The sequence below is a fragment of the Massilia norwichensis genome (genome assembly GCF_024753245.1).
GTDB classification, from domain to species: domain Bacteria; phylum Pseudomonadota; class Gammaproteobacteria; order Burkholderiales; family Burkholderiaceae_D; genus Telluria; species Telluria norwichensis.
This window is the reverse complement of the sequence record NZ_JANUGX010000019.1, coordinates 96,045-117,124: the sequence shown is the minus strand read 5'-3', so window position 1 is coordinate 117,124 and position 21,080 is coordinate 96,045. Positions and strand designations below refer to the sequence as shown.

At 63.2% G+C, this 21,080-nt stretch carries 15 protein-coding genes; 2 read left to right on the top strand and 13 right to left on the bottom strand.

What is annotated here, in order from left to right; genetic code table 11:
* Positions 1–48 precede the first annotated feature (48 nt).
* On the top strand, positions 49–714 hold the full coding sequence (locus tag NX782_RS16240; protein ID WP_258846520.1) for a hypothetical protein: 666 nt from the start codon (positions 49–51) through the stop codon (positions 712–714).
* 9 nt (positions 715–723) lie between these two features.
* Here NX782_RS16240 and NX782_RS16235 read toward each other — a convergent pair whose 3' ends face one another.
* The 13 genes from NX782_RS16235 to NX782_RS16175 all read right to left on the bottom strand — a co-directional run bounded on the left by NX782_RS16235 (position 724) and on the right by NX782_RS16175 (position 19,719).
* Positions 724–1,371 carry a GNAT family N-acetyltransferase gene (locus NX782_RS16235; protein ID WP_379792805.1) on the bottom strand — a complete coding sequence of 216 codons (648 nt, stop codon included), beginning with the start codon at positions 1,369–1,371 and terminating at the stop codon, positions 724–726.
* Between the two features lie 286 nt (positions 1,372–1,657).
* Entirely contained in the window at positions 1,658–4,432 is a 2,775-nt protein-coding gene (gene prsT / locus NX782_RS16230; protein ID WP_258846518.1) for an XrtA/PEP-CTERM system TPR-repeat protein PrsT, read from the bottom strand.
* A 145-nt stretch (positions 4,433–4,577) separates the two neighbouring features.
* On the bottom strand, positions 4,578–4,889 hold the full coding sequence (locus NX782_RS16225; RefSeq protein WP_258846517.1) for a hypothetical protein: 312 nt from the start codon (positions 4,887–4,889) through the stop codon (positions 4,578–4,580).
* Positions 4,890–4,965: 76 nt separating this feature from the next.
* Entirely contained in the window at positions 4,966–6,240 is a 1,275-nt protein-coding gene (locus tag NX782_RS16220) for a carboxylate--amine ligase (protein ID WP_258846516.1), read from the bottom strand.
* Positions 6,237–6,839, bottom strand: coding sequence for an arsenate reductase/protein-tyrosine-phosphatase family protein (locus NX782_RS16215; protein WP_258846515.1), 603 nt, complete (start codon positions 6,837–6,839; stop codon positions 6,237–6,239). Before NX782_RS16215 ends, NX782_RS16220 begins: the two co-directional genes overlap by 4 nt.
* Complete coding sequence (locus tag NX782_RS16210) at positions 6,836–7,870, bottom strand: polysaccharide deacetylase family protein (protein WP_258846514.1); 1,035 nt, start codon at positions 7,868–7,870, stop codon at positions 6,836–6,838. Before NX782_RS16210 ends, NX782_RS16215 begins: the two co-directional genes overlap by 4 nt.
* A gap of 390 nt (positions 7,871–8,260) precedes the next feature.
* On the bottom strand, positions 8,261–11,548 hold the full coding sequence (gene icmF, locus NX782_RS16205) for a fused isobutyryl-CoA mutase/GTPase IcmF (protein ID WP_258846513.1): 3,288 nt from the start codon (positions 11,546–11,548) through the stop codon (positions 8,261–8,263).
* 210 nt (positions 11,549–11,758) lie between these two features.
* Positions 11,759–15,340, bottom strand: coding sequence for an indolepyruvate ferredoxin oxidoreductase family protein (locus NX782_RS16200; protein WP_258846512.1), 3,582 nt, complete (start codon positions 15,338–15,340; stop codon positions 11,759–11,761).
* A 198-nt stretch (positions 15,341–15,538) separates the two neighbouring features.
* On the bottom strand, positions 15,539–15,694 hold the full coding sequence (cydX, locus tag NX782_RS16195; protein WP_258846511.1) for a cytochrome bd-I oxidase subunit CydX: 156 nt from the start codon (positions 15,692–15,694) through the stop codon (positions 15,539–15,541).
* Positions 15,695–15,723: 29 nt separating this feature from the next.
* Positions 15,724–16,866 carry a cytochrome d ubiquinol oxidase subunit II gene (gene cydB / locus NX782_RS16190; RefSeq protein ID WP_258846510.1) on the bottom strand — a complete coding sequence of 381 codons (1,143 nt, stop codon included), beginning with the start codon at positions 16,864–16,866 and terminating at the stop codon, positions 15,724–15,726.
* Between the two features lie 18 nt (positions 16,867–16,884).
* Positions 16,885–18,480: a cytochrome ubiquinol oxidase subunit I gene (locus tag NX782_RS16185; RefSeq protein WP_258846509.1), complete on the bottom strand. Its 1,596-nt coding sequence runs from the start codon at positions 18,478–18,480 to the stop codon at positions 16,885–16,887.
* Positions 18,481–18,492: 12 nt separating this feature from the next.
* Positions 18,493–18,702, bottom strand: a complete 210-nt coding sequence (gene cydP / locus NX782_RS16180) for a cytochrome oxidase putative small subunit CydP (protein ID WP_258846508.1) — start codon at positions 18,700–18,702, stop codon at positions 18,493–18,495.
* A gap of 81 nt (positions 18,703–18,783) precedes the next feature.
* The gene (locus tag NX782_RS16175) at positions 18,784–19,719 is read right to left on the bottom strand and encodes a LysR substrate-binding domain-containing protein (RefSeq protein WP_258846507.1); all 936 of its coding nucleotides are present in this window, start codon (positions 19,717–19,719) and stop codon (positions 18,784–18,786) included.
* A gap of 134 nt (positions 19,720–19,853) precedes the next feature.
* On the opposite strand from NX782_RS16175, the gene NX782_RS16170 reads away from it, so the two are divergent.
* On the top strand, positions 19,854–21,077 hold the full coding sequence (locus tag NX782_RS16170) for an HD-GYP domain-containing protein (protein WP_258846506.1): 1,224 nt from the start codon (positions 19,854–19,856) through the stop codon (positions 21,075–21,077).
* Positions 21,078–21,080 lie beyond the last annotated feature (3 nt).

The window sequence follows — 21,080 nt, the reverse complement described above, 5'->3', positions numbered from 1 at the left end:
TGCTGATTGACAACATCAGCGTCCTTGTTGTTTACTTGCCAAATGAATATGCGAACCCGCCTTCTTCTCCAGGTCCCGGCCGTGATGCTGATCCTGGCTTTCGTGCCGACCAATCTCGGCAAACTGGCCGCGCTGCTCGTGCTGTGGGCCCTGACCTTCGGCCGGCTCAGCAAGGTCGAGACCATCTTCTACGTTTGCGTCTGCGTGTTCTTCACGGCGATGAACGCGGCGTCCCTGAAACAGGGCATCTTCAAGTTCGCGCAGCCGGACCTGCTGCTGCAGCCGGTCTGGGAATTGTTCATGTGGGGCTTCTATCTGCTGCACACGCGGCGCCTGCTGAACGGCCCGGCACCCGGCGGCCGGCGCGCCGTGGTGTGGGCGCTGGCGCTGGCCTACTCGGCCGCGTTCGCAACCATCCACGACGGCAATACGCTGCTGATGGTGACCGGCGTGCTGCTGCTGGTCGGACTGGTGCTGTTCCACGAGCCGCTGGACCTGGCCTATGCCGGCTATATGGTGCTGCTGGGGGCGCTGATCGAGTACACGGGCGTGCACAGCGGCCAATGGGGCTATCCGGGCAATCCGCCGGGCGGCGTGCCGCTGTGGTTCATCACGATGTGGGGCGGCATCGGCCTGTTCATGCGCCGGTTGATCGTGCCGATCCTGGCGCGAAATGAAAAGGCCGGCAAGCTGCCGGCCCAGGTGAAAGCCTGAGCGCCAGGCTCAGCCGAGGTTGGTGAGGCGGCGCGCGATACCTTCTTCTTCCTTTTGGGAGAAGAAGTAGGGGAACAGGGAGCGCTCGTTTTCGATGGCATCGCTGGTGCCGCCGTAACGCTCGATCTGCTCCTGGACGTAATCCAGGCTGTTCCACAGCAGCCAGCCCGGTGCGTTCACGCGCGGGTTGATGCGCAGTTCACCCATGCGCTTAAAACCGAGCATCGTCTCGTAGAAGCGGCGATGGCGCGGATTGACTTCGATGAACACGTCGGTGCACTTGTGCAGCCGGCGGCCGTAGATGAACATCACGTGGAACAGCGAGGCCAGTGCGGCCTTCGAGCGCACTTTCGGATCGAAGGCGAGCTTGGTGATCTCACAGACCTTGGCGCCGCGTTCGCGGAAACGGTCGATTTCGTCCTTGAACACTTCGTCGGCCAGCAGGCCAACCGGCGAGTCGATGCCGAGCGTGACCGTGCCGACCACTTCGCCGTGGTCGGATGCCGAAAGGGTAATCCGGTTCGGGTCATCGTCCAGACGATGCGTGCCCGAATAGCCGCGCCACGCATACATCTTGTTGATGAGAAGATTCGCAGAGCTGCGTCTCCCATCCGTGTCCGCGGTTCGGATACCGAATGATTTTTCGTTAATAGTCACGTCTGTGATCGTATCACAGTCGAGCTCGGCAGCCCCTTCAGGAGGCGTATCGTAACGTGCGTCCTGAGGTTCAGAGGACACTTTCTTCAATTCCTCGCCAGTTGTTAAACTGTTCATTCTTCGATCTCCGCAGGACGTCGATGATTATCTTGCGCATACGCGCGGGTTCTTTAACAATCGTAACACCGGGGCAGTAAAGATTCTACAAAGAAATGAATAATTGATAACAAATGTGATGGAAAAGTCACCGTTTGTGACACCGGCGGCTTGCGCCGCCGGTCAAATATCACATTTGCGCTAAAAGTGCCTTCGCTTTGGCCGAAGCCTCGCCTTTATTGGCCGCAGACAGCTTTTCCAGGGTCTTGCGGGCATTCGCCTTGTCGCCGCTCTTGGCCTGGGCCTGGGCCAGGTGCAATTGCATATCGCCGTTTTCCGGCAGGCTGGCGACCGCCTTCTGCAGCAGCTCGACGGCACGCTTGCTGTCGCCCTTGTCGATCAGGATGCTGCCCAAGGTGTCCTGCACGGCCGGGTTGTTGCCCGCAATGCTGTACGCCTTCTCGGCCGTTTCCAGCGCCTTCGGATTGTTCAGCTGCTGGTAAGTCCAGGCCAGGTTATTGAGCGCCAGCGCATTGTTCGGCGTCAGCTTCAGGACGTACTCGAGTTGGGCGGCGGCAGGCTGGTACTGCTGGCTGGCCAGGTTCTGCTCGGCTGAATACATCAGCGCTTGCACGTCGTTTGGATGGTCCTTGAGCCACTGCGCCAGTTCCTGGTCGGCTTTTTGGCCCTTGCCGTTCATCTTCTGCAGGCGGTGAATGGTCAGCGCCACCTGAGTGGTCGGATGGGCTGCCTGGGCCTTCTGGTACAGGGGCACGGCCTGGTCGATCTTCTTCTGCAGCAGCAGCAGATCGGCTTCGAGCATCAGGCCGGCGGAGGCATTGCGCTCCTGCTTCTGCAGCGTGCGCGCGATCGCCAACGCCTCGTCCGGCTGCTTCTTGCGCATCGCCAGTTCGGCCAGTGCCAGCTGGGCCGGCAGGAAGTCTGGCTGCAGGGCGATGGCCTTCTTCAGCTCGGAAGCGGCCTGGTCTTCGCGCTTGGCGGTCGCATACGCGCCGGCCAGGCGATACTTGGGCTGGGGCGATTTCGGCTGCACATTGACCAGCTTGCTATAGGTCTCGATCGCTGCCGTGGCGTCGTTGCTGGCCAGTTGCACCGTGCCCAGCAGGTTCAGCAGATTGGGATCGGTCGGGTTCTCGGTCTGCAGCTTGCGTGCCAGGGTCAGCGCCTTCGGCGTCTGCTTGGTCTGCAGATAATGGTTGGCCAGGCGGATGCCCGGGGCAACGGCACTTGGGTTCTCGCTGCTGGCCTTCTCGAGCCAGGTCGTGGCCTTGTCGCGCTGGCCCTGCAGGTTCGCCAGTTCGGCCAGGGCCGTCATCGCATTGATGTTCTTCGGATCCTTTTTGAGGATGGCGGTAAAGCGGCTTTCCGCGTCGGCCGGCTTCTTGGCGTTCAGGTCGAGCTGGGCCAGGTTGGCCGCGGCCGGGAAGAAGGTCGAGTCGATTGCGAGCGCTTTGTCAAAAGCGGCGCGGGCATTGGCCGTGTCCTGCTTGGCGACATAGACCGAGCCGAGCAGGGCATGCACCTGCGCATTGTCGGGCTGCTGCTTGACCAGGTTCTGGGCCGCGGTCAGCGCCTTGTCGTAGTTCTTCATCGACATTTCGGCTTGCACCAGCGCCATGCCGCCCTTTGGCGAACTGGTGTCGAGCGATGCGCCGAGTTCGAGTTCGCTCAGGGCCTTGGCCTGGTCGCCTTGCTTGAGCTTGGACATGCCGAGCGAGGTGTGCAGGGCCGCGACCTTCGGCGCCAGCGCCGTCGCTTTTTCGAGATAGTTGGTGGCGTTGCCGAAGTCCTGGGTACGCAGATAGCTTTCGCCGGCCAGCGCCAGCAGGTGCGGGTCGTCGGAGGTATTCTTCAGGGCCGGCGCCAGGGTGGCCAGCGCCTCGGAGGGCGCGGTCTGCAGCTGGGCCTGGGCCAGCAGCTTGCGCGCATAGGTGTTGTCCGGATTGGTATTCAGGTAATGCTGCAGATGCTGTTCCGCCTGCTGGTAGGAACCGAGGTTCAACTCGATCGCGCCGGCCAGCAGAATGCTCGGCATGTGCTCGGGTGCGCTCTTGAGCACTTTTTGCACGGACTCCAGTGCCGCCTTGTGCTGGCCCTTGGTGAAGTCGAGCAGGGCCTGGGTGTAGGCCAGCTGCAGGCTGCCCGGCGTGAGCTTGCGCGCCGCGTCGAGGTCGGCCTTGGCATCGTCGAACTTTTTCAGGTTGATCTCGACCAGCGCTTTTTCGATGCGCGCGGTGCGGTGGTCGGCCTTGATGACCGAGGCCTGGGTGAAGGCGGCCAGCGCTTCCGGCATCTTGCCTTCGCCGCGTGCCAGGGCGCCCTTGAACATCCAGGCATCGGCGTTTTTCGGATCTTTCTTGACGGCCTGGTCGGCGTAGTTCTCGGCTGCCGTGGTGTCCTTCTGGTACAGCGCCAGGCGGGCCATGCCGATCAGCACAGTGCCATTGTCCGGCTGCAGCTTGACCGCCTGCTCATAGGCTTCCTTGGCCTTCTCGACATCGTTCATGTCGAGATAGGCATTGCCGCGCAGGGTCAGCAGCTCGGCCGAGTTGGCAGCGGCTTCGGGCGTGGCAGTGTCCAGCACTTCCTTGGGCTTGCCCTGCTGTTCCAGCGAGCGCGCCAGCACCGGCAGCGCACGGCTCTTGTCGATGCCGAGCGACAGTGCTTTGCGCAATTCTTTCTCTGCCGACACAAAATCACCGGTATCGGCGTGCAAAATACCCAACGCCAGTCGTGCTTCGCCGTTCTCCGGGCTGTTGGCGACGGCATTCTTCAGCTCGATCATTGCCGCCTTGGTTTCGCCCTTTTGCTGGTATTGCTTGGCATCTGCCAGGAGCTGTTCGGTTGGCTTGCTGCGGTTGCAGCCGCCCAGGACGGCGCTGGCGATGATGGCGCCAGTGACGAGAGCGATCCGGAGCGCTCCCTTGTTGACTTTACGCGGCATGGTTTCCTCAAAAAATCGGCCGGTGCAAACAAACCTGTCTGCACAGAAATTAGCGAAAGTCAATCATACCCGAAGAAATCTGCCTGCCATTAACACAATAGGCAATTGTGCATAATCAAACGACTTTGTGGTTTGGGTGCCTCGTTTACTTGTTGTCGTTGTTGCGCAGGCGGCTCAGCAGCGCCTCCACATTTTCGCCGGCGGGGATACCGTGGCGGCGCAGTAGTTGCACGTGCAGCACCAGGTTTTCGAGGACCAGTTTGGCCGACACCGCCAGCAAGGTCATCAGGCGGTCCTCGGTACTGAACTTTTCCATTGACGCCGCCATTTCGCACAGGTGGTTGGCGACCAGTTCGCGCAGATCGTCCTCGGGGAAGGGCAGATCGGCGAAATCGATGGGATCTTCCTGCTCGACTTCCCGCATCAGGGCGGCGAGGTGTTCCGGCTTGATCGGCATGCGTGGCTCCGTGGTGGTCCTGGGCCCATTCTAGGGCAGGGCGGCGGCAACGGCCGTCTGCTTGACCGGGGAAGGCTCAACCGTTCGCCTGGTCCTTGTCGAGGCGGCTGGTGGGAATGGGTACCGCGGCGGTCCGCGCCGGCGCCTTGCGCGACAGTCCGGCCATCTGGGCCAGATCCATGAAAAACGGACGCGGATCGCGCCAGCTGAACACATAATAACGGCTGCCGGGCCGGATGAAATCGAGCAGATAGCCGAACAGTTCGGACAGGCGCGAAAACTGCAGGCGGCGGTCCGCAATGCGGCCCTGCTGGAACAGAATGCGCAGCAGCCGCTTGGTTTCCGGCACCATGAAGCGGCAGCGTAGGCCGGCATGGTAGGTCTGCTGATCGACGGTTTCGCCAAGACCGAACTGGCGGTAGCACAGCATCGGGAAGCCGGCACCGGCATGCCAGGCGAGCGGCAAGCTACCCCAAAAGCGGCCGTTGATTTCCATCAGTGCCGCTTCGCCCGTCTGCGGATCGTAGCGGTACTCGACCATCGCCACCCCTTCCCAGTCGAGTTCACGCAGCAGCGCGACCGATTTTTCCATCAGTTCGCGGTGAGCATCGGGCGGCAGCGATGCGCACATGCTCGAAAATCCCCCTTCCGGAGGCCATTCATGCAGGCGTAGATGCTGGAAGGTCGAGCGCGGCTGGCCATCCTTCATGAGGATGAACTGGCCAAGCCCGAGCCCGGGACAGTATTCCTGGATCAGCGGATAGGTATTCGCCGCTTCGAACGGGCGCAGGTAGTCCAGCAGTTCCTGCGCCGAATGGCAGTAACGCATTTTTTCGGGCGAGATGCCGAGCGGCGCCAGCAAGCGCTGGGCCTCGTGGGGATTCGCCCACTTCAGCACCACCGGGTAGCGCAGCGTGGCGCTGGCCCGTACCGCATCGACCATGCTGGACGGCAGCTCGGTGCGTGGTGTCCGCACGCCGACTCTGGCAGCGGCGGCATAGGTTCTGGTCTTGTTCAGCACGCTGGACATGCGGCGCTCGTCTGCGAACGCCAGCTTGAAGGCGCCAAGACGTGCTCGATGGTGGTTCAGCAGGTCGATATCGCCTTCGGAGATCGCGAACAGGCAGGCCTCGCCCAGCTCTTCGCCTAGCTTGACGAGCTGCTCGATCAGCGCTTCCCGCGTACCCGCACGCACCAGGCCGCGGCTGAGGTAACGCGAATGCATGCCGAGCGCATCCTGCTTGCGCGCGATGCCGATCACCGGCACGCCATGACTGCCCAGGTCGCGAATTACGGTCAACCCGATGGGCGTATCGATGCCGAGGACTACCGCCGGCAGCCTTGGCTTCATACGACCTTCCTGTCATCGGCATAGGCTGCCGCATCGGTACGCTTCAGGTGCGGCAATGCGGCCGCAAGATGGCGTACAGCCTGCTCAACCCGGCGGAAACTGGTGTCGAAATAGTCGTCGCTCAGGGTGTACGGGTCATGAAGATGCGGCATCGCCGGTTTGCACCACATGCCGAGCAGGCAGACATCGACATCGTTGCGCGGGCCCAGGCGCCGGCGCAATTCGTGCGCCTGGCGGACTTCCATCACCATGTAGAGATCTCCCGGCTGGGGCTTGAAATCCTTCCAGTCGAGTGCGTGGTGGGCAGTCATGTCGACCTGGCGCCGGCCAGCCGCCGCCACCGCCGCTGCTGGAGAGGCGCTCCCGGTACACGTCGACAAGCCGAACGAGGCAACCGGCAGCCCGCAGTCGGCGGCAATATGGTGGGCGTATGCACTGCGGCAGATGTTGCCGAGGCAGACGAACACCACGCGGCGCACCGATGCCGGGTTGCGCAGCATAAAGGGGCGCAGGCGGCCGGTCGCCAGCTCGGCGTCGGCCAGCAGCAGGCGCACTAGGCCGCGCCAGGTGCCGAAACGGCGGTCAATCCAGTTCTTCATGAGGTGAGAGGTTTTGTATTGGCGAGCGCCCAGCGGCCATAGCGGTCATATGCGACTTGCATGCCCATCCTGGGCACGCTGTGCCAGACTGGGCTGCTCAACAGGAGATTGCGTTCGTCCCGGCAGGCCGGGTCGTCGGCGGCGCGCACCATGCCGCAAGCATCGAAACGGTCCTTGTTATCCTGCAAATAAGCGCAGAGCTGGACCAGACGCTGCTGGGTCAGGGCGTGGCGGCGCGCACGGCTGTAGCCCGGGTCGGCTTTCTGTACGTATTCAAAAGGATGCGTCAGAATCACAACCAGCGGAATGCCGGCCGCCTGCGCCTTGTCCAGCAAGATGCGAGTTTCTGCGAAACTGGTGCCTGCAATGGTCAATGCCTTCATGTGCTTGCGTGGCCCCACTTTCCAGTCCGAATAGGAGAGTACTGGACACTCGAGTACGCCATGACGCTCGTGGGTGCCGCTGTAGAGCGCATAGTCGGGACTGCCGGTATGGAAGACCGGCACGGCGATATTCGAACTGTAGGGAATGCCGACCTTGGCCAGCGCCCTGAACAGGTTTTCATCGTGCTGCAGATTACCGCTACGGAAAGCGCGCGGCGCCGGTAAACCCCACTCGCTGAAGGTGTCGATACCTTGCTGAAGCAAGCTGACCGTATCGTCGAAATCGCGTCCGTGAAAATTGTCGGGCATGCGGGTGTGGCGTACCCGTTCGCGCCAGTCCTCATGGGCAAACATCGTCCAGCATGGGTGGGAGTGCAACTGCACTTCATGGCCTTCAGCGTGGATCTGCCGAGCGATCGCGCACATCGGATCGTCCTTGAAATAGAAACGCTGGACAGTCTCTACAAAAAAGGTGGCTTGGACCTGGTGACGCCGGAAGGTATCGAGCATGAATCCCAAGCCTTCCGAGCGGCCCTTGATGTTGCACCAGACGTTCTGTTCGGCTACCGGGGAGCGCGATGCGTCGGCAAAGGCGCCGCCGATACTGAATTCAGTGTCGATTGTGATGGAGACCCGTGTGCGCATCATATTCTCGAAATAATTATTGATATTACCACAAGGATTTTTTCGTCACTGCCCTATTGTGCGGTGCATACAAAAACCTGAGAACAGTGGGCTCAGGTTACCAGTGAACAGGAGTGGATGAGGGTCGAGATGCGTTCATTGCCACTATATCGTCGAGGTGGGCGCCTCAGGAACCGCGCAACCGGTATCACATGCGCAGTCGAGTTGCATAAAACAAACAGCAGGGGGAACAGCACGTACAGCGGGAAGATGAGCCTTGGGATCGGTGGCTGGGCTCGCCTGCGAGCATAGCAGGCGGAATGAAAAGCGAAGGGTAAAGCGAACCAGGGAGGGTCATCGACACCCGCATACCCAAGGGCTTGGTATGCGGGTGCGCATGCTTCGATGGCCGAGTTACATATTGCGGCGATACTGCCCACCAACCTCGAACAGCGCGGTCGTGATCTGGCCCAGCGAGCACACGCGCACGGCGTCCATCAGGCGCGCGAACACGTTTTCGTTATCGATCGCGGCCTGCTGCAGCGCGGCGAGGGCGGCCGGGGCTTCAGCGGCGTGGCGCTGGTGGAAGGCTTCCAGGCGCGTCAGCTGCGACTGCTTTTCGTCGTCGGTGGAACGGGCCAGCTCGATGGTGGCCGGCGCGCCTTCGCCCTTCGGATTGCGGAAGGTGTTCACGCCGATGATCGGCAGCGAGCCGTCGTGCTTCTTGTGCTCGTACAGCATCGACTCTTCCTGGATCTTGCCGCGCTGGTAGCCGGTTTCCATCGCGCCCAGCACGCCGCCGCGCTCGGCGATGCGTTCGAACTCCTGCAGCACGGCTTCCTCGACCAGGTCGGTCAGCTCTTCCATGATGTACGAGCCCTGGTTCGGGTTCTCGTTCTTCGCCAGGCCCCATTCGCGGTTGATGATCAGCTGGATCGCCAGCGCACGCCGCACCGATTCGTCGGTCGGCGTGGTGATCGCTTCATCGTAGGCGTTGGTGTGCAGCGAGTTGCAGTTGTCGTAGATCGCGATCAGCGCCTGCAGCGTGGTGCGGATATCGTTGAAGTCGATCTCCTGCGCGTGCAGCGAGCGGCCCGAGGTCTGCACGTGATACTTGAGCTTTTGCGAACGGTCGTTGGCGCCGTACTTGTCGCGCATCGCCACCGCCCAGATGCGGCGCGCCACGCGGCCCAGCACCGTGTATTCCGGGTCCATGCCGTTCGAGAAGAAGAAGGACAGGTTCGGTGCGAAGTCGTCGATGTGCATGCCGCGCGCCAGATAGGCTTCGACAAACGTAAAGCCGTTCGACAGCGTGAAGGCCAGCTGCGAGATCGGGTTCGCACCGGCTTCGGCGATGTGGTAGCCCGAGATCGACACCGAGTAGAAATTGCGGACCTGGTGGTGCACAAAATACTCCTGGATGTCGCCCATCACCTTCAGCGAGAACTCGGTCGAGAAGATGCAGGTGTTCTGGCCCTGGTCTTCCTTCAGGATGTCGGCCTGCACGGTGCCGCGCACGTTGGCCAGCACCCATTCCTTGATCTTGGCGGCTTCGTCGTCGGTCGGCTGGCGGCCGTTGTCCGCCACGAACTTGTCGATCTGCTGGTCGATGGCGGTGTTCATGAACATCGCCAGGATGGTCGGGGCCGGGCCGTTGATGGTCATCGACACGGACGTCGACGGGCTGCATAAATCGAAGCCGTCGTACAGCACCTTCATATCGTCCAGGGTCGCGATCGACACGCCGGAGTTGCCGACCTTGCCGTAGATGTCGGGACGCAGGGCCGGGTCGGCGCCGTACAGCGTGACGGAGTCGAAGGCGGTCGACAGGCGTTTCGCGTCCATGCCGGTCGAGACCAGCTTGAAGCGCTTGTTGGTGCGGAAGGCATCGCCTTCGCCGGCAAACATGCGGGTCGGGTCTTCGCCTTCACGCTTGAACGCGAACACGCCGGCCGTGAACGGGAAGGAGCCCGGCACGTTTTCCAGCATCAGGAAGCGCAGCACTTCGCCGTGGTCTTCGTACTTCGGCAGCGCGACCTTGCGGATCTTGGTGCCGGACAGCGTGGTCTGTACCAGCTTGGTGCGGATTTCCTTGTCGCGGATTTTGACGACGTAATCGTCGCCGGCGTAGGCCGCCTGCATATCCGGCCACATGGCCAGCAGCTTGCGCGCGCCGGCGTCCATGGCGCCGTCACGTTCGGTGATCAGGTCGTCCAGCACCACTTCGCGGTTGGCAGCCGCCAGCATGCGCTTGGTCTCAAGGAGCTGCTGGCGTTCGCGCGCCAGCTTCACCTGCCTGGACACGTTGCGGTGGTAGCCGCGCACGGTGTCGGCGATTTCGGCCAGGTAGCGGGTACGCGCAGGCGGAACGATCACGTTCTTGCCGCTCGAGTATTTCTGGGCCGGCTGCGCCAGCTTCGGCGCTTCCGTTTTCAGGCCGAGCTTCGCCAGCGCCGGCAGCAGGCCGAGGTAGAGGGCGGTCACGCCGTCGTCGTTGAAGCGCGATGCCTGGGTGCCGAACACCGGCATCTGGTCCGGGCTCTGCGACCACAGTTCGCGGTTGCGCTGGTACTGCTTGGCGACGTCGCGCAGCGCATCCTGGGCGCCCTTGCGGTCGAATTTATTGATCGCGATGAAGTCGGCGAAGTCCAGCATGTCGATCTTCTCGAGCTGGGACGCGGCGCCGAATTCCGGCGTCATCACGTACATCGACAGGTCGACGTGGGGGACGATCGCGGCGTCGCCCTGGCCGATGCCCGAGGTTTCGACGATCACCAGATCGAAGCCGGCCACTTTGCAGGCGGCGATCACTTCCGGCAGCGCCTGCGAGATTTCGGAACCGGCTTCGCGCGTGGCCAGCGAGCGCATGAACACGCGCGATTGGCCGTTCCACGGATTGATCGCGTTCATGCGGATGCGGTCGCCCAGCAGGGCGCCGCCCGACTTGCGGCGCGACGGGTCGATCGACACCACGGCGATGTTGATGCGGTCGTTCTGGTCCAGGCGGATACGGCGGATCAGTTCATCGGTCAGCGAGGATTTGCCGGCGCCGCCGGTGCCGGTGATGCCGAGCACCGGCACCGTCAAACCTTCGGCAGCGTCGACGATCTGCTTGCGCAGTTCGGCGGCGGCTTTACCGTTTTCGAGTGCCGTGATCAGCTGGGCCAGCGGACGGTGGCGCTGCGCGATGTCGCCGGTGGTCAGCGGTTCCAGCGAAGTCGGGGAATAGGTCGAGAGGTCGATGTCGCAGGCTTCCAGCATCGAGCGGATCATGCCGACCAGGCCCATGCGCTGGCCGTCTTCCGGGCTGAAGATGCGGGTCACGCCGTAGGCATGCAGTTCTTCGATTTCGCTCGGCACGATCACGCCGCCGCCGCCGCCGAACACCTTGATATGGGCACCGCCGCGCTGGCGCAGCAGGTCGATCATGTACTTGAAATATTCGACGTGGCCGCCCTGGTAGCTGGAGATGGCGATGCCTTGCACGTCTTCGGCCAGGGCCGCGGTGACGACTTCGTCGACCGAGCGGTTGTGGCCCAGGTGCACGACCTCGGCGCCGTTCGACTGCAGGATGCGGCGCATGATGTTGATCGAGGCGTCATGGCCGTCGAACAGCGAGGCTGCGGTCACGAAGCGCACTTTATTGGCCAGTTGCGGCGGCGTAGGCAGCTCGAGCCTGGCGGCGGGGGTGATGTCGTTCATGGTGTTCCTTGAGATTGCGGAAGCGAACAGGAGTTCTTGGTACGGTATATGACGTTAACGTAAACGTCAAGAATGCAGAACACGTCGTCCCCGCGTAGGCGGGGACCCATACTGAGCATTAGGAATCGATAACTGCGCAGTATTGCTGCGTATTCGACTTCGGCAGCTCAGCATGGATTCCCGCTTTCGCGGGAATGACGAATCGGATAATCAGGCAGCGCGCTTCTTGACGTTGCCGCTCAGCAGTTCCTCGACACGTGCACGGTACTCGGCCACCGCCTTTTCCTTCACGTGGCCGAAGCCGCGGATCTGTTCCGGCAGCGCAGCCAGCTCGACCGCCGTCGCGTAATTGTCTGCGTCCAGCGAGCGCAGCACGCCTTCGATCATCCCACGATATTCGGCAATCAGGGCGCGCTCCATCTTGCGCTCGGCGGTGTAGCCGAACAGGTCGAAGGCGCCGCCACGCAGGCCTTTCAGCTTGGCCAGCAGTTTGAAAGCGCTCCACATCCAGGAGCCGAATTCGGCTTTCACCAGGTGGCCCTTGGCATCCTTTTTCGCGAACAGCGGCGGCGCCAGGTTGAATTTCACCGAGAACTTGCCCTCGAACTGCCCGGCAAGCTGCTCGACGAAACGGCCGTCGGTGTACAGGCGCGCCACTTCGTACTCGTCCTTGTAGGCCATCAGCTTGAAGTAGGATTTCGCCACCGCCATCGACAGTTTGTTGCCCAGGTTATGGGCCGTTTCGAGCTTGCGCACCTTGTCGACCAGTTCCGTGTACTGCGCGGCGTAGGCGGCATTCTGGTAGCCGGTCAGGAACTCGACACGCTTCTTGATCACGCTGTCCAGGGTCTGCGGCATCTGCACGACGATGGCTTGGGTTGGCGTGGCGGTCTTTTCGACGCGCTTGAGGTCGACGGCGGCGCGGCGGCCCCACAGGAAGCTGCGCTTGTTCGACGCGACGGCCACGCCGTTCAGTTCGATGGCGCGCAGCAGCGCGGCTTCCGACAGCGGAATCAGGCCCTTCTGCCAGGCGTAGCCCATCATGAACAGGTTGGCGGCGATCGAGTCGCCCATCAACGCGGTGGCCAGCTTGGTGGCATCGATGAAGTCGACGCCCGATTCGCCGCCGACCGCCTCGGCGATCAGCGAGCGCACCTGCGCGGCCGGGAATTCCCAATCCCGCTGCTGGGCGAAGGTGCCGGTCGGCTGCTCGTGCAGGTTGACCACGACCGTGGTGCGGCCCGGGCGCATCTTCGAGATGGCGTCGGAGGCGCCGGCGGTCAGCATGTCGCAGCCCAGCACCAGGTCCGCTTCGCCGGTGGCGATGCGCTGGGCGCGCAGGCGCTCCGGCGTTTCCGCGATCTTGACGTGCGAGGTGACGGAACCGTTCTTCTGGCTCATGCCGGTCATGTCCAGCACCGAGGCGCCTTTGCCTTCCAGGTGGGCGGCCATGCCCATCAGCGCGCCGACGGTGATCACGCCGGTGCCGCCGATGCCGTTGATCAGGATGTTGTAGGGCGCAGCGATCGAGGGCAGCAGCGGCGCCGGCAGCGCGCCCCAGCCATCGTCTTCATCCTTGGACTTGGCGACGCCAGCCTTGTTCTTCTTGAGCGTGCCGCCTTCGACGGTCACGAAGCTCGGGCAGAAGCCCTTCGCGCACGAGTAATCTTTGTTGCAGGACGACTGGTCGATGGCGCGCTTGCGGCCGAATTCGGTCTCCTTCGGCAGGATCGAGACGCAGTTCGACTGCACGCCGCAGTCGCCGCAGCCTTCGCAAACGGCTTCGTTGATCACCATCCGTTTCGCCACGTCCGGGAACTCGCCCTTCTTGCGACGGCGGCGCTTTTCGGCGGCGCAGGTCTGGTCGTAGATCAGGACCGTCACGCCCGGCAGTTCGCGCAGCTCGCGCTGGATGTCGTCCATGTGCTTGCGGTCGTGGATCGTGACCAGTTCCGGCAGCGCCGAGCGATCTTCGTAGCGCGACAAATCTTCGGTGACGAGGGCGATGCGTTTCACGCCTTCGGCCGCCATCTGCTGGGCGATCAGCGGCACCGAGGTGACGCCGTCGACCGGCTGGCCGCCGGTCATCGCGACCGCGTCGTTATACAGGATTTTATAAGTGATGTTGACCTTGGCCGCGATCGCCGCGCGAATGGCCAGATAGCCCGAGTGGAAGTAGGTGCCGTCGCCCAGGTTCTGGAATACGTGCGGCACTTTCGAGAACGCCGCCTGGCCGATCCAGGGCGTGCCTTCGCCGCCCATGTGGGTGGTCAGCTTGTTCATCTCCGGGTAGATCGAGGTCGCCATCACGTGGCAGCCGATGCCGGCCAGCGCGAAGGAACCGTCCGGCACCTTGGTCGAGGTATTGTGCGGGCAGCCGGAGCAGTAGAAGGCCGGGCGGAAGGGCGTCGTGACGGCCTTCATCAGCACCGCGTCCTTGGCTTCCAGGAAGGCCAGGCGCGCCTTGATCAGGTCGCGCGTACGGTCTTCCAGGTTCAGGCGCGCGATGCGGCCGGCGATCACGCGCGCGACCTGGGCCACCGAGAAATCGGCTTTCGGCGGCAGCAGCCACTCGCCGCGCGGCGCGACCCACTCGCCCTTGTCGTCGAACTTGCCGACGATGTGCGGACGGACGTCGTCGCGCCAGTTGTACAGCTGTTCCTTGAGCTGGTATTCGACCACCTGGCGCTTCTCTTCGACCACCAGGATCTCTTCCAGGCCCTGCGCGAATTCGCGCACGCCTTCCGGTTCCAGCGGCCAGATCATCGCGACCTTGTACAGGCGCAGGCCGACCTGGGCCGCCATCGCTTCGTCGATGCCCAGTTCTTCCAGCGCTTCCAGCACGTCGACATAGGATTTGCCGGAGGCGATGATGCCGAGCTTGGCGTCCGGGCCGTCGATGGTCACGCGATTCAGTTTGTTTTCGCGCGCGTAGGCGAGGGCGGCGTAGATCTTGTAGTCCTGCATCAGCGCTTCCTGGGTACGCGCCTGCTGGCCCAGCGGCACCGAGGACAGACGCGTATTCAGGCCGCCTTCCGGCATCGCGAAGTCCTGCGGGATTTTTACGTCGACGCGGAACGGATCGGCATCGACCGAGGCGCTCGATTCGACAGTATCGGCCAGCGCCTTGAAGGCCACGGCCACGCCGGCGTAACGCGACATCGCCCAGCCGTGCACGCCGAGATCCAGGTATTCCTGCACGTTCGACGGATACAGTACCGGGATCATGCAGGCGGCGAAGATGTGGTCGGACTGGTGCGGCAGGGTCGAGGAGTAGGCGCCGTGGTCGTCGCCGGCCACCAGCAGCACGCCGCCGTTTTTCGCGGTGCCGGCGTGGTTCATGTGTTTGAAGACGTCGCCGCAGCGGTCCACACCCGGGCCCTTGGCGTACCACATGGCGAACACGCCGTCGTGCTTGGCCGGGCCGATCAGGTCGACGGTCTGGGTGCCCCAGACGGCGGTCGCGGCCAGGTCTTCGTTCACGCCCGGCACGAACTGGATGCTCTTCGCTTCCAGGTGGCCCTTGGCCTTCCACAGGTTTTCATCCAGGCCGCCGAGCGGCGAACCGCGGTAGCCCGAAATGAAGCCGGCCGTGTTCAGGCCCACGGCTTCGTCGCGGATCTTCTGGATCATCGGCAGGCGCACCAGCGCCTGGATCCCGGACAGGAAGATCTTGCCGGCGGTGGCCGTGTACTTGTCGTCGAGGCTGACGTCTTTCAGCGCTACGGGGACGGACGGGGAGGCAGGCGTGGCGGACGCAGGCGCGCCCTGGCCCAGGATGGTGTCAGGCATGATGTCTCCAAATGGTGTTCAGGTGGGACCGTGGCGGGCGTCGCGCCGGGTAGGCGCTGGCTGCAACGGACCGGATTCTGCTTTTTTAGCTTTGGCCGGCAGTGTAGAGACAAGCTGACGTATACGGAAATACGGAATGGGGATGGGGGTATAAGAAAAAATGATGGCCCGCCGTTGGTCACGGCAGGCCGGCAGCGCTCAGCGCTTTTTCTTCCTGCGCGCGTTCTTGAAGCGCGCGACCGTTCGGTCTTCGTCACGCTGGCCGAAGGCGTAGTTGGTTTCCAGCCAGATGGCGTTGATGATGGCGACGGTCAGGGCAAAGCCCAGGCCGAGAATCCACGAGAAATACCACATGGTTTGTCCTTTCGTATGCGTGCTGCGGCTCAGTATGCGGTGTGGGTGTTGTCTTCGATGTGCTGGCTGGTGACCTTGCCACGCATGACGCGGTAGACCCAGCCGGTGTAGGCAACCACGATGGGCAGCATCACGAGCACGACCCAGAACATCACGGACAGGGTACGGTGGCTCGACACGGCATCCCAGGCAGTCAGGCTGTGGCCCGGGGCCAGCGAGGATGGCATCACGAACGGGAACATGGCGCTGCCTGCGGTGACCACCACGCCGGTCACCGACAGGCCGCTGGACAGGAAGGCGGGCAGGCTGCGGCGTGCGGCGCTGCAGGCGCAGGCCAGCAGGGCACCGGCGATCCCCAGTGCGGGCAGGATCCACAGCAGCGGCCAGCGGCCGAAATTATCGATCCAGGCGCCGGTGGCGCGGGTGACGGTCTTGGCGGCCGGCAGGAACACGCTGTTCGCATCCGGCATGGCGGCGATGCGGTAACCCTCGATGCCGATGGCGATCCAGATACCACCGACGACGAACAGGGCAGCGGTGAGCAGGCTCGCACCCATGGCCATGCGACGGGCGCGTTCGGCCACTGCGCCTTCGGTCTTCTGCTGCAGGTAGGTGGCGCCGTGCATCGACAGCATGGCCAGCGACAGCACGCCGCACAGCAGGCCGAAGGGGTTCAGCAATTCAAAAAAGCTGCCCGTGTATTCCAGGCGCAGCATGTCGTCGTAGCGGAACGGCACGCCCTGCAGCAGGTTGCCGAAGGCGACGCCGAAGATGACGGGCGGGATCAGGCCGCCGGCGAACAGCGCCCAGTCCCAACTGCTGCGCCAGCGCGGGTCCTGGATCTTGTTGCGGTAGTCGAAGCCGACCGGCCGGAAGAACAGCGCGAACAGGCACAGCAGCATGGCGATGTAAAAGCCGGAGAAGGCCGCCGCATACACCAGCGGCCAGGCCGCGAACAGGGCGCCACCGGCGGTGACCAGCCAGGTCTGATTGCCTTCCCAGGTCGCGCCAATGGTGTTGATGACGACGCGGCGCTCGGTATCGGTGCGGCCGACGAAGGGCAGGGCGACGCCCACGCCGAAGTCGAAGCCGTCGGTCAGCGCAAAGCCGACCAGCAGCACGCCGACGAAGCACCACCAGATGAGTTTATAGGTTTCGTAGTCGAACAGCATGTTGGTTCCTCGGTCAGGTCAGGCGGCGATCTGGTCGTCGGCAGGGTGGGCCGGTGTTGCGCCCTTGAGTTCGCCGTGGTAGCGGCCGGTGTGGAGGCTCGCCGGGCCCAGCCTGGCATACTTGATCATCAGGCCCATCTCGATGACCAGCAGCAGAGTGTAGAAACCGACGAAGCCGATCAGGCTGAACCACAGGCTGCCCGGTGTCAGGCTGGAGGCCGACAGGTGGGTCGGCAGCACGCCGGCGATGGTCCAGGGCTGGCGGCCGTATTCCGCCACCACCCAGCCGAGTTCGGCGGCAACCCAGGGCAGCGGGATCGCGATCACGCACAGCTTGAGCAGCCAGCGCTGAGGCGCGAGCTTGCGGCGAACCATGTAATAGACCGCGGCGGCGAAGATGAACAGGAACAGGAAGCCGAGGAAGACCATGCCGCGGAAGGACCAGAACAGCGGCGCCACTTTCGGAATGGTGTCGGCGGCGGCCAGTTTGATTTGCGCTTCGCTGGCGTCGACCACGTTCGGTGTGTATTTCTTCAGCAGCAGGCCATAGCCGAGGTCGCCCTTGAGCGCATCGAAGGCGGCCTTTGCTGCGGCCGATTTGTCGCCACCCTTCAGGCGCAGCAGGGCGGCATAGGCCTGCATGCCCTTGCGGATGCGGGCTTCGTTTTCAAGACGCAGTTCCTTGATGCCAGTCACCATGCCATCGGTGGAACGGGTCGCGATCAGGCCCAGCACGTAAGGGATTTTCACCTCGTAATGCGTCTTCTGCGCCGCATCGTCCGGCAGCCCGAACAGGGTCAGACCCGCCGGCGCCGGTTCGCTCTCCCAGGCCGCCTCGATGGCGGCAAGCTTCACCCTGTTGACCTCGCCGGCCGTGTAGCCGGATTCGTCGCCCAGCACGATCACCGACAAGGTGGATGCCAGGCCGAACGCGGCGGCGATCGCAAACGAGCGCAGCGCGAACTGCACGTCGCGCGCCTTGAGCAGGTACAGCGCCGAGATGCCCAGCACGAACATCGAAGCGGTCACGTAGCCGGCAGCCGCAGTGTGCACGAACTTCACCTGCGCCACCGGATTGAAGATGACTTCACCGATCGAGACCAGCTCCATGCGCATGGTGTCGAAGTTGAATTCGGCGCCGACCGGGTGGTTCATCCAACCGTTGGCGATCAGGATCCACAGCGCCGACAGGCTCGACCCGAGCGCCACGCAGAAGGTCACGAACAGGTGCTTGCGTTTCGACAGGCGATCCCAGCCGAGAAAGAACAGGCCGACCATGGTCGACTCGAGGAAGAAGGCCATCAGGCCTTCGATCGCCAGCGGCGCGCCAAAGATGTCGCCCACGTAGTGCGAGTAATAGGCCCAGTTGGTGCCGAACTGGAATTCCATGGTGATGCCGGTCGTGACTCCCATCGCGAAGTTAATGCCGAACAGCTTGCCCCAGAATTGGGTCATGTCCTTGTAAATCTGGCGCCCGGTCATGACGTAGACCGACTCCATGATCACCAGGATCCAGGCCAGGCCCAGGGTGAGTGGAACGAAAAGGAAGTGATACAGCGCGGTGGCTGCGAACTGTAGCCGTGACAGGGCTACGACGTCGTCGAGCGGAGGCATGGTGAACCTGTTTTATTTGTTGGAGAAATCGGGACGCGCAGGCGCGGAGAACAGGTGGCGTTCCACCTGCGCCGCCGGCAGCAACATGTGCCTGGTTTGCGGATGCGAGAAGAAGGCGTGCCAGATGCCGTACAAGATCAGACACTTGAGGGCAATGGTGACGAAAAGCGTCAGCGCCAGGCGTTCACGAGGCGCTCTGGCGGGAGAAGAACCGGTATTCATGTGCTACATCTTTCTATTGCATGCTAGAAGGATAACTTTGCCAAATGGCAAAATCCTTGATGCAAATCAAATACCGGGAACTCAGGCGTTGAGCGCTCTTGCTCCAATCCAGGCACCGCTGGCGCATAGCTCTTGCGCCACCTGCGCCACCAGGCGGCTGACGGCGGCCGCCGCGTTCGTCAGCGGGATGTTCTTCGAAGTGCACAGCGCCACCGTGCGCGCGATCGAAGGGCTGTGGATGGACAGGGCGCGCATCGCCCCGCGCTCGACCTCGGCCTGCACCGGAGCCACCGGCAGGATGGTCGCCCCCATGCCGGCCAGGATCGCCGATTTCAGGATCGCGATCGAGTTGATTTCGATGACGTCGCGCGTGTGCAGGCCGGCGGCGCGCGCCGTGCTTTCGATGCGCGGGCGCACGCCGTGCTGCAGGCCGGGCAGGATCAGGGTCGCTTCCAGCGCTTCGGCCAGACTGAGGCTGTCGCGGCCTTCGCCCCAGGGCGCATCGGCACGGCAGATGAAGCGCAGTTCTTCCTCGACCAGCGGGGTGGTGGCGAAGCTGGCCAGCTGGCCGTCGTCGAGCAGCACGGCCAGGTTGACGCGGCCGGCACGCAGCTGCTCGGCCAGGTTGCCGGTCAGTTCCTCGGTCAGTTGCAGGGTAATTTCAGGATAGCGCCGCCGGATCGCGGTCAGCAGGGGCAAGGCCAGCGCACCCGAGATGCTGTGCGGCAGGCCGAGGGTGACGCTGCCGGAGGGCCGCTCGGTCGACTGGGTGACGGCTGCCTGGGCGTCGGCCACCTGCTTGAGTATCGCCAGCGCATGTTCGTAAAAGACCTTGCCGGCATCGGTGCTGACCACGCCCTGGGCCGAGCGGTGCAGCAGTTGGGCGCCAAGTTCGTCCTCGAGCTGGCGCAGCTGCTGGGTCAGCGCCGGCTGCGCCACGTGCAGCACCAGTGCCGCGCGCGAGAGCGAGCCGTGATCGACGATGGCGACGAAGTAGCGAAGCTGACGCAATTCCATTGGGTAATGGCTGTATCTTTAAGGATACACAAAAGGTAAGAAAATTTACGCGTGGCAACAGGCTAGCTGAACAGTTGCTATACTGAAAGCGCGCCGATTCCGCGGCGAGATTAACACACCCCGGTTTGATCCCCATGCTTAAGAAAATCGATTCCTCGCAGCTTCGAGTGGGGATGGCCATCCACGACCTCGATTGCGGCTGGATGGAACATCCTTTCGTCCGTAACCGCTTCGTGATCACCAGCGAAGATGAAATCCGCAAAGTGCGCAATGCCGGTATCCGCGGTGTGACCATCGACTGCGGCAAGGGTCTGGACGTGGACGACGCCCCGACCGTCGAGGAAGCGGCGGCGGTGGTGGAGGCGGAAGTGGCGGCGATCGCGGCCAAACCGGTGGCGCCGCTGCGTACCACGCTGGCCGAGGAATTCGACCGCGCCGTCGCGATCCGGCGCCAGGCCGCGGGCCTGGTCAAGACCGTGATGCAGGATGCGCGCCTGGGCAAGGCGGTGGAGCTGGACAAGGTGTCGCCGGTGGTCGAGAACATCACGGCGTCCATCCTGCGCAACGCCAGTGCCTTGCTGGGCCTGTCGTACATCAAGAACAAGGACGATTACACCTTCCTGCATTCGGTCAGCGTCTGCACGCTGCTGGTCGCGTTCTGCCGCTCGCGCAAGATGGACGACGAGACCATCTACCAGGCCGGCATCGGCGGCCTGCTGCACGATACCGGTAAAGCGCTGGTGCCGGACCATATCCTGAACAAGCCGGGCCGCCTGACCGACGAAGAGTTCGAGATCGTGCGCCGCCACCCGAGGGACGGCTACGACATCCTGTGCCGCTCGCCGGAGATCGGTGCGATCCCGCTCGACATCACGCTGCACCACCACGAACGGCGCGACGGCACCGGCTATCCGGACCGCCAGGGCGCCGATCAGATCAGCGAGCTGGCGCAGATGGCGGCGATCGTCGATGTCTACGACGCGATCACGGCCGACCGCTGCTACCACAAGGGCATGCCGGCGGCGGAAGCGCTGCGCAAGATGTACGAGTGGAGCAAGTTCCACTTCAACCCGACGCTGACCCAGGAATTCATGCGCTGCGTCGGCATCTACCCGGTCGGCACCTTGGTGCTGCTGGAATCCGGCCGCCTGGGCGTGGTGGTCGAGCCGCACGAGACGAGCCTGCTCACGCCGAAGGTGAACGTGTTCTTTAGCACCAAGAGCCAGATCTACATCAAGCCGGAGACGGTCGACCTGTCGCGCGGCCTCGGCTTCGGCGGTGGCGACAAGATCGTGCGCCACGAATCGCCCGAGAAGTGGAAGGTGGACCCGATGCGCTTCATGGCGCTGGCGTCGTAAACC

Coding starts and splice junctions, on each gene's coding strand:
- NX782_RS16175 (WP_258846507.1), bottom strand. CDS start 19,719: ATGGAATTGCGTCAGCTTCGCTACTTCGTCGCCATCGTCGATCACGGC.
- cydX (WP_258846511.1), bottom strand. CDS start 15,694: ATGTGGTATTTCTCGTGGATTCTCGGCCTGGGCTTTGCCCTGACCGTC.
- NX782_RS16185 (WP_258846509.1), bottom strand. CDS start 18,480: ATGCCTCCGCTCGACGACGTCGTAGCCCTGTCACGGCTACAGTTCGCA.
- NX782_RS16225 (WP_258846517.1), bottom strand. CDS start 4,889: ATGCCGATCAAGCCGGAACACCTCGCCGCCCTGATGCGGGAAGTCGAG.
- NX782_RS16170 (WP_258846506.1), top strand. CDS start 19,854: ATGCTTAAGAAAATCGATTCCTCGCAGCTTCGAGTGGGGATGGCCATC.
- NX782_RS16210 (WP_258846514.1), bottom strand. CDS start 7,870: ATGATGCGCACACGGGTCTCCATCACAATCGACACTGAATTCAGTATC.
- NX782_RS16200 (WP_258846512.1), bottom strand. CDS start 15,340: ATGCCTGACACCATCCTGGGCCAGGGCGCGCCTGCGTCCGCCACGCCT.
- NX782_RS16240 (WP_258846520.1), top strand. CDS start 49: ATGCGAACCCGCCTTCTTCTCCAGGTCCCGGCCGTGATGCTGATCCTG.
- prsT (WP_258846518.1), bottom strand. CDS start 4,432: ATGCCGCGTAAAGTCAACAAGGGAGCGCTCCGGATCGCTCTCGTCACT.
- cydP (WP_258846508.1), bottom strand. CDS start 18,702: ATGAATACCGGTTCTTCTCCCGCCAGAGCGCCTCGTGAACGCCTGGCG.
- icmF (WP_258846513.1), bottom strand. CDS start 11,548: ATGAACGACATCACCCCCGCCGCCAGGCTCGAGCTGCCTACGCCGCCG.
- cydB (WP_258846510.1), bottom strand. CDS start 16,866: ATGCTGTTCGACTACGAAACCTATAAACTCATCTGGTGGTGCTTCGTC.
- NX782_RS16220 (WP_258846516.1), bottom strand. CDS start 6,240: ATGAAGCCAAGGCTGCCGGCGGTAGTCCTCGGCATCGATACGCCCATC.
- NX782_RS16215 (WP_258846515.1), bottom strand. CDS start 6,839: ATGAAGAACTGGATTGACCGCCGTTTCGGCACCTGGCGCGGCCTAGTG.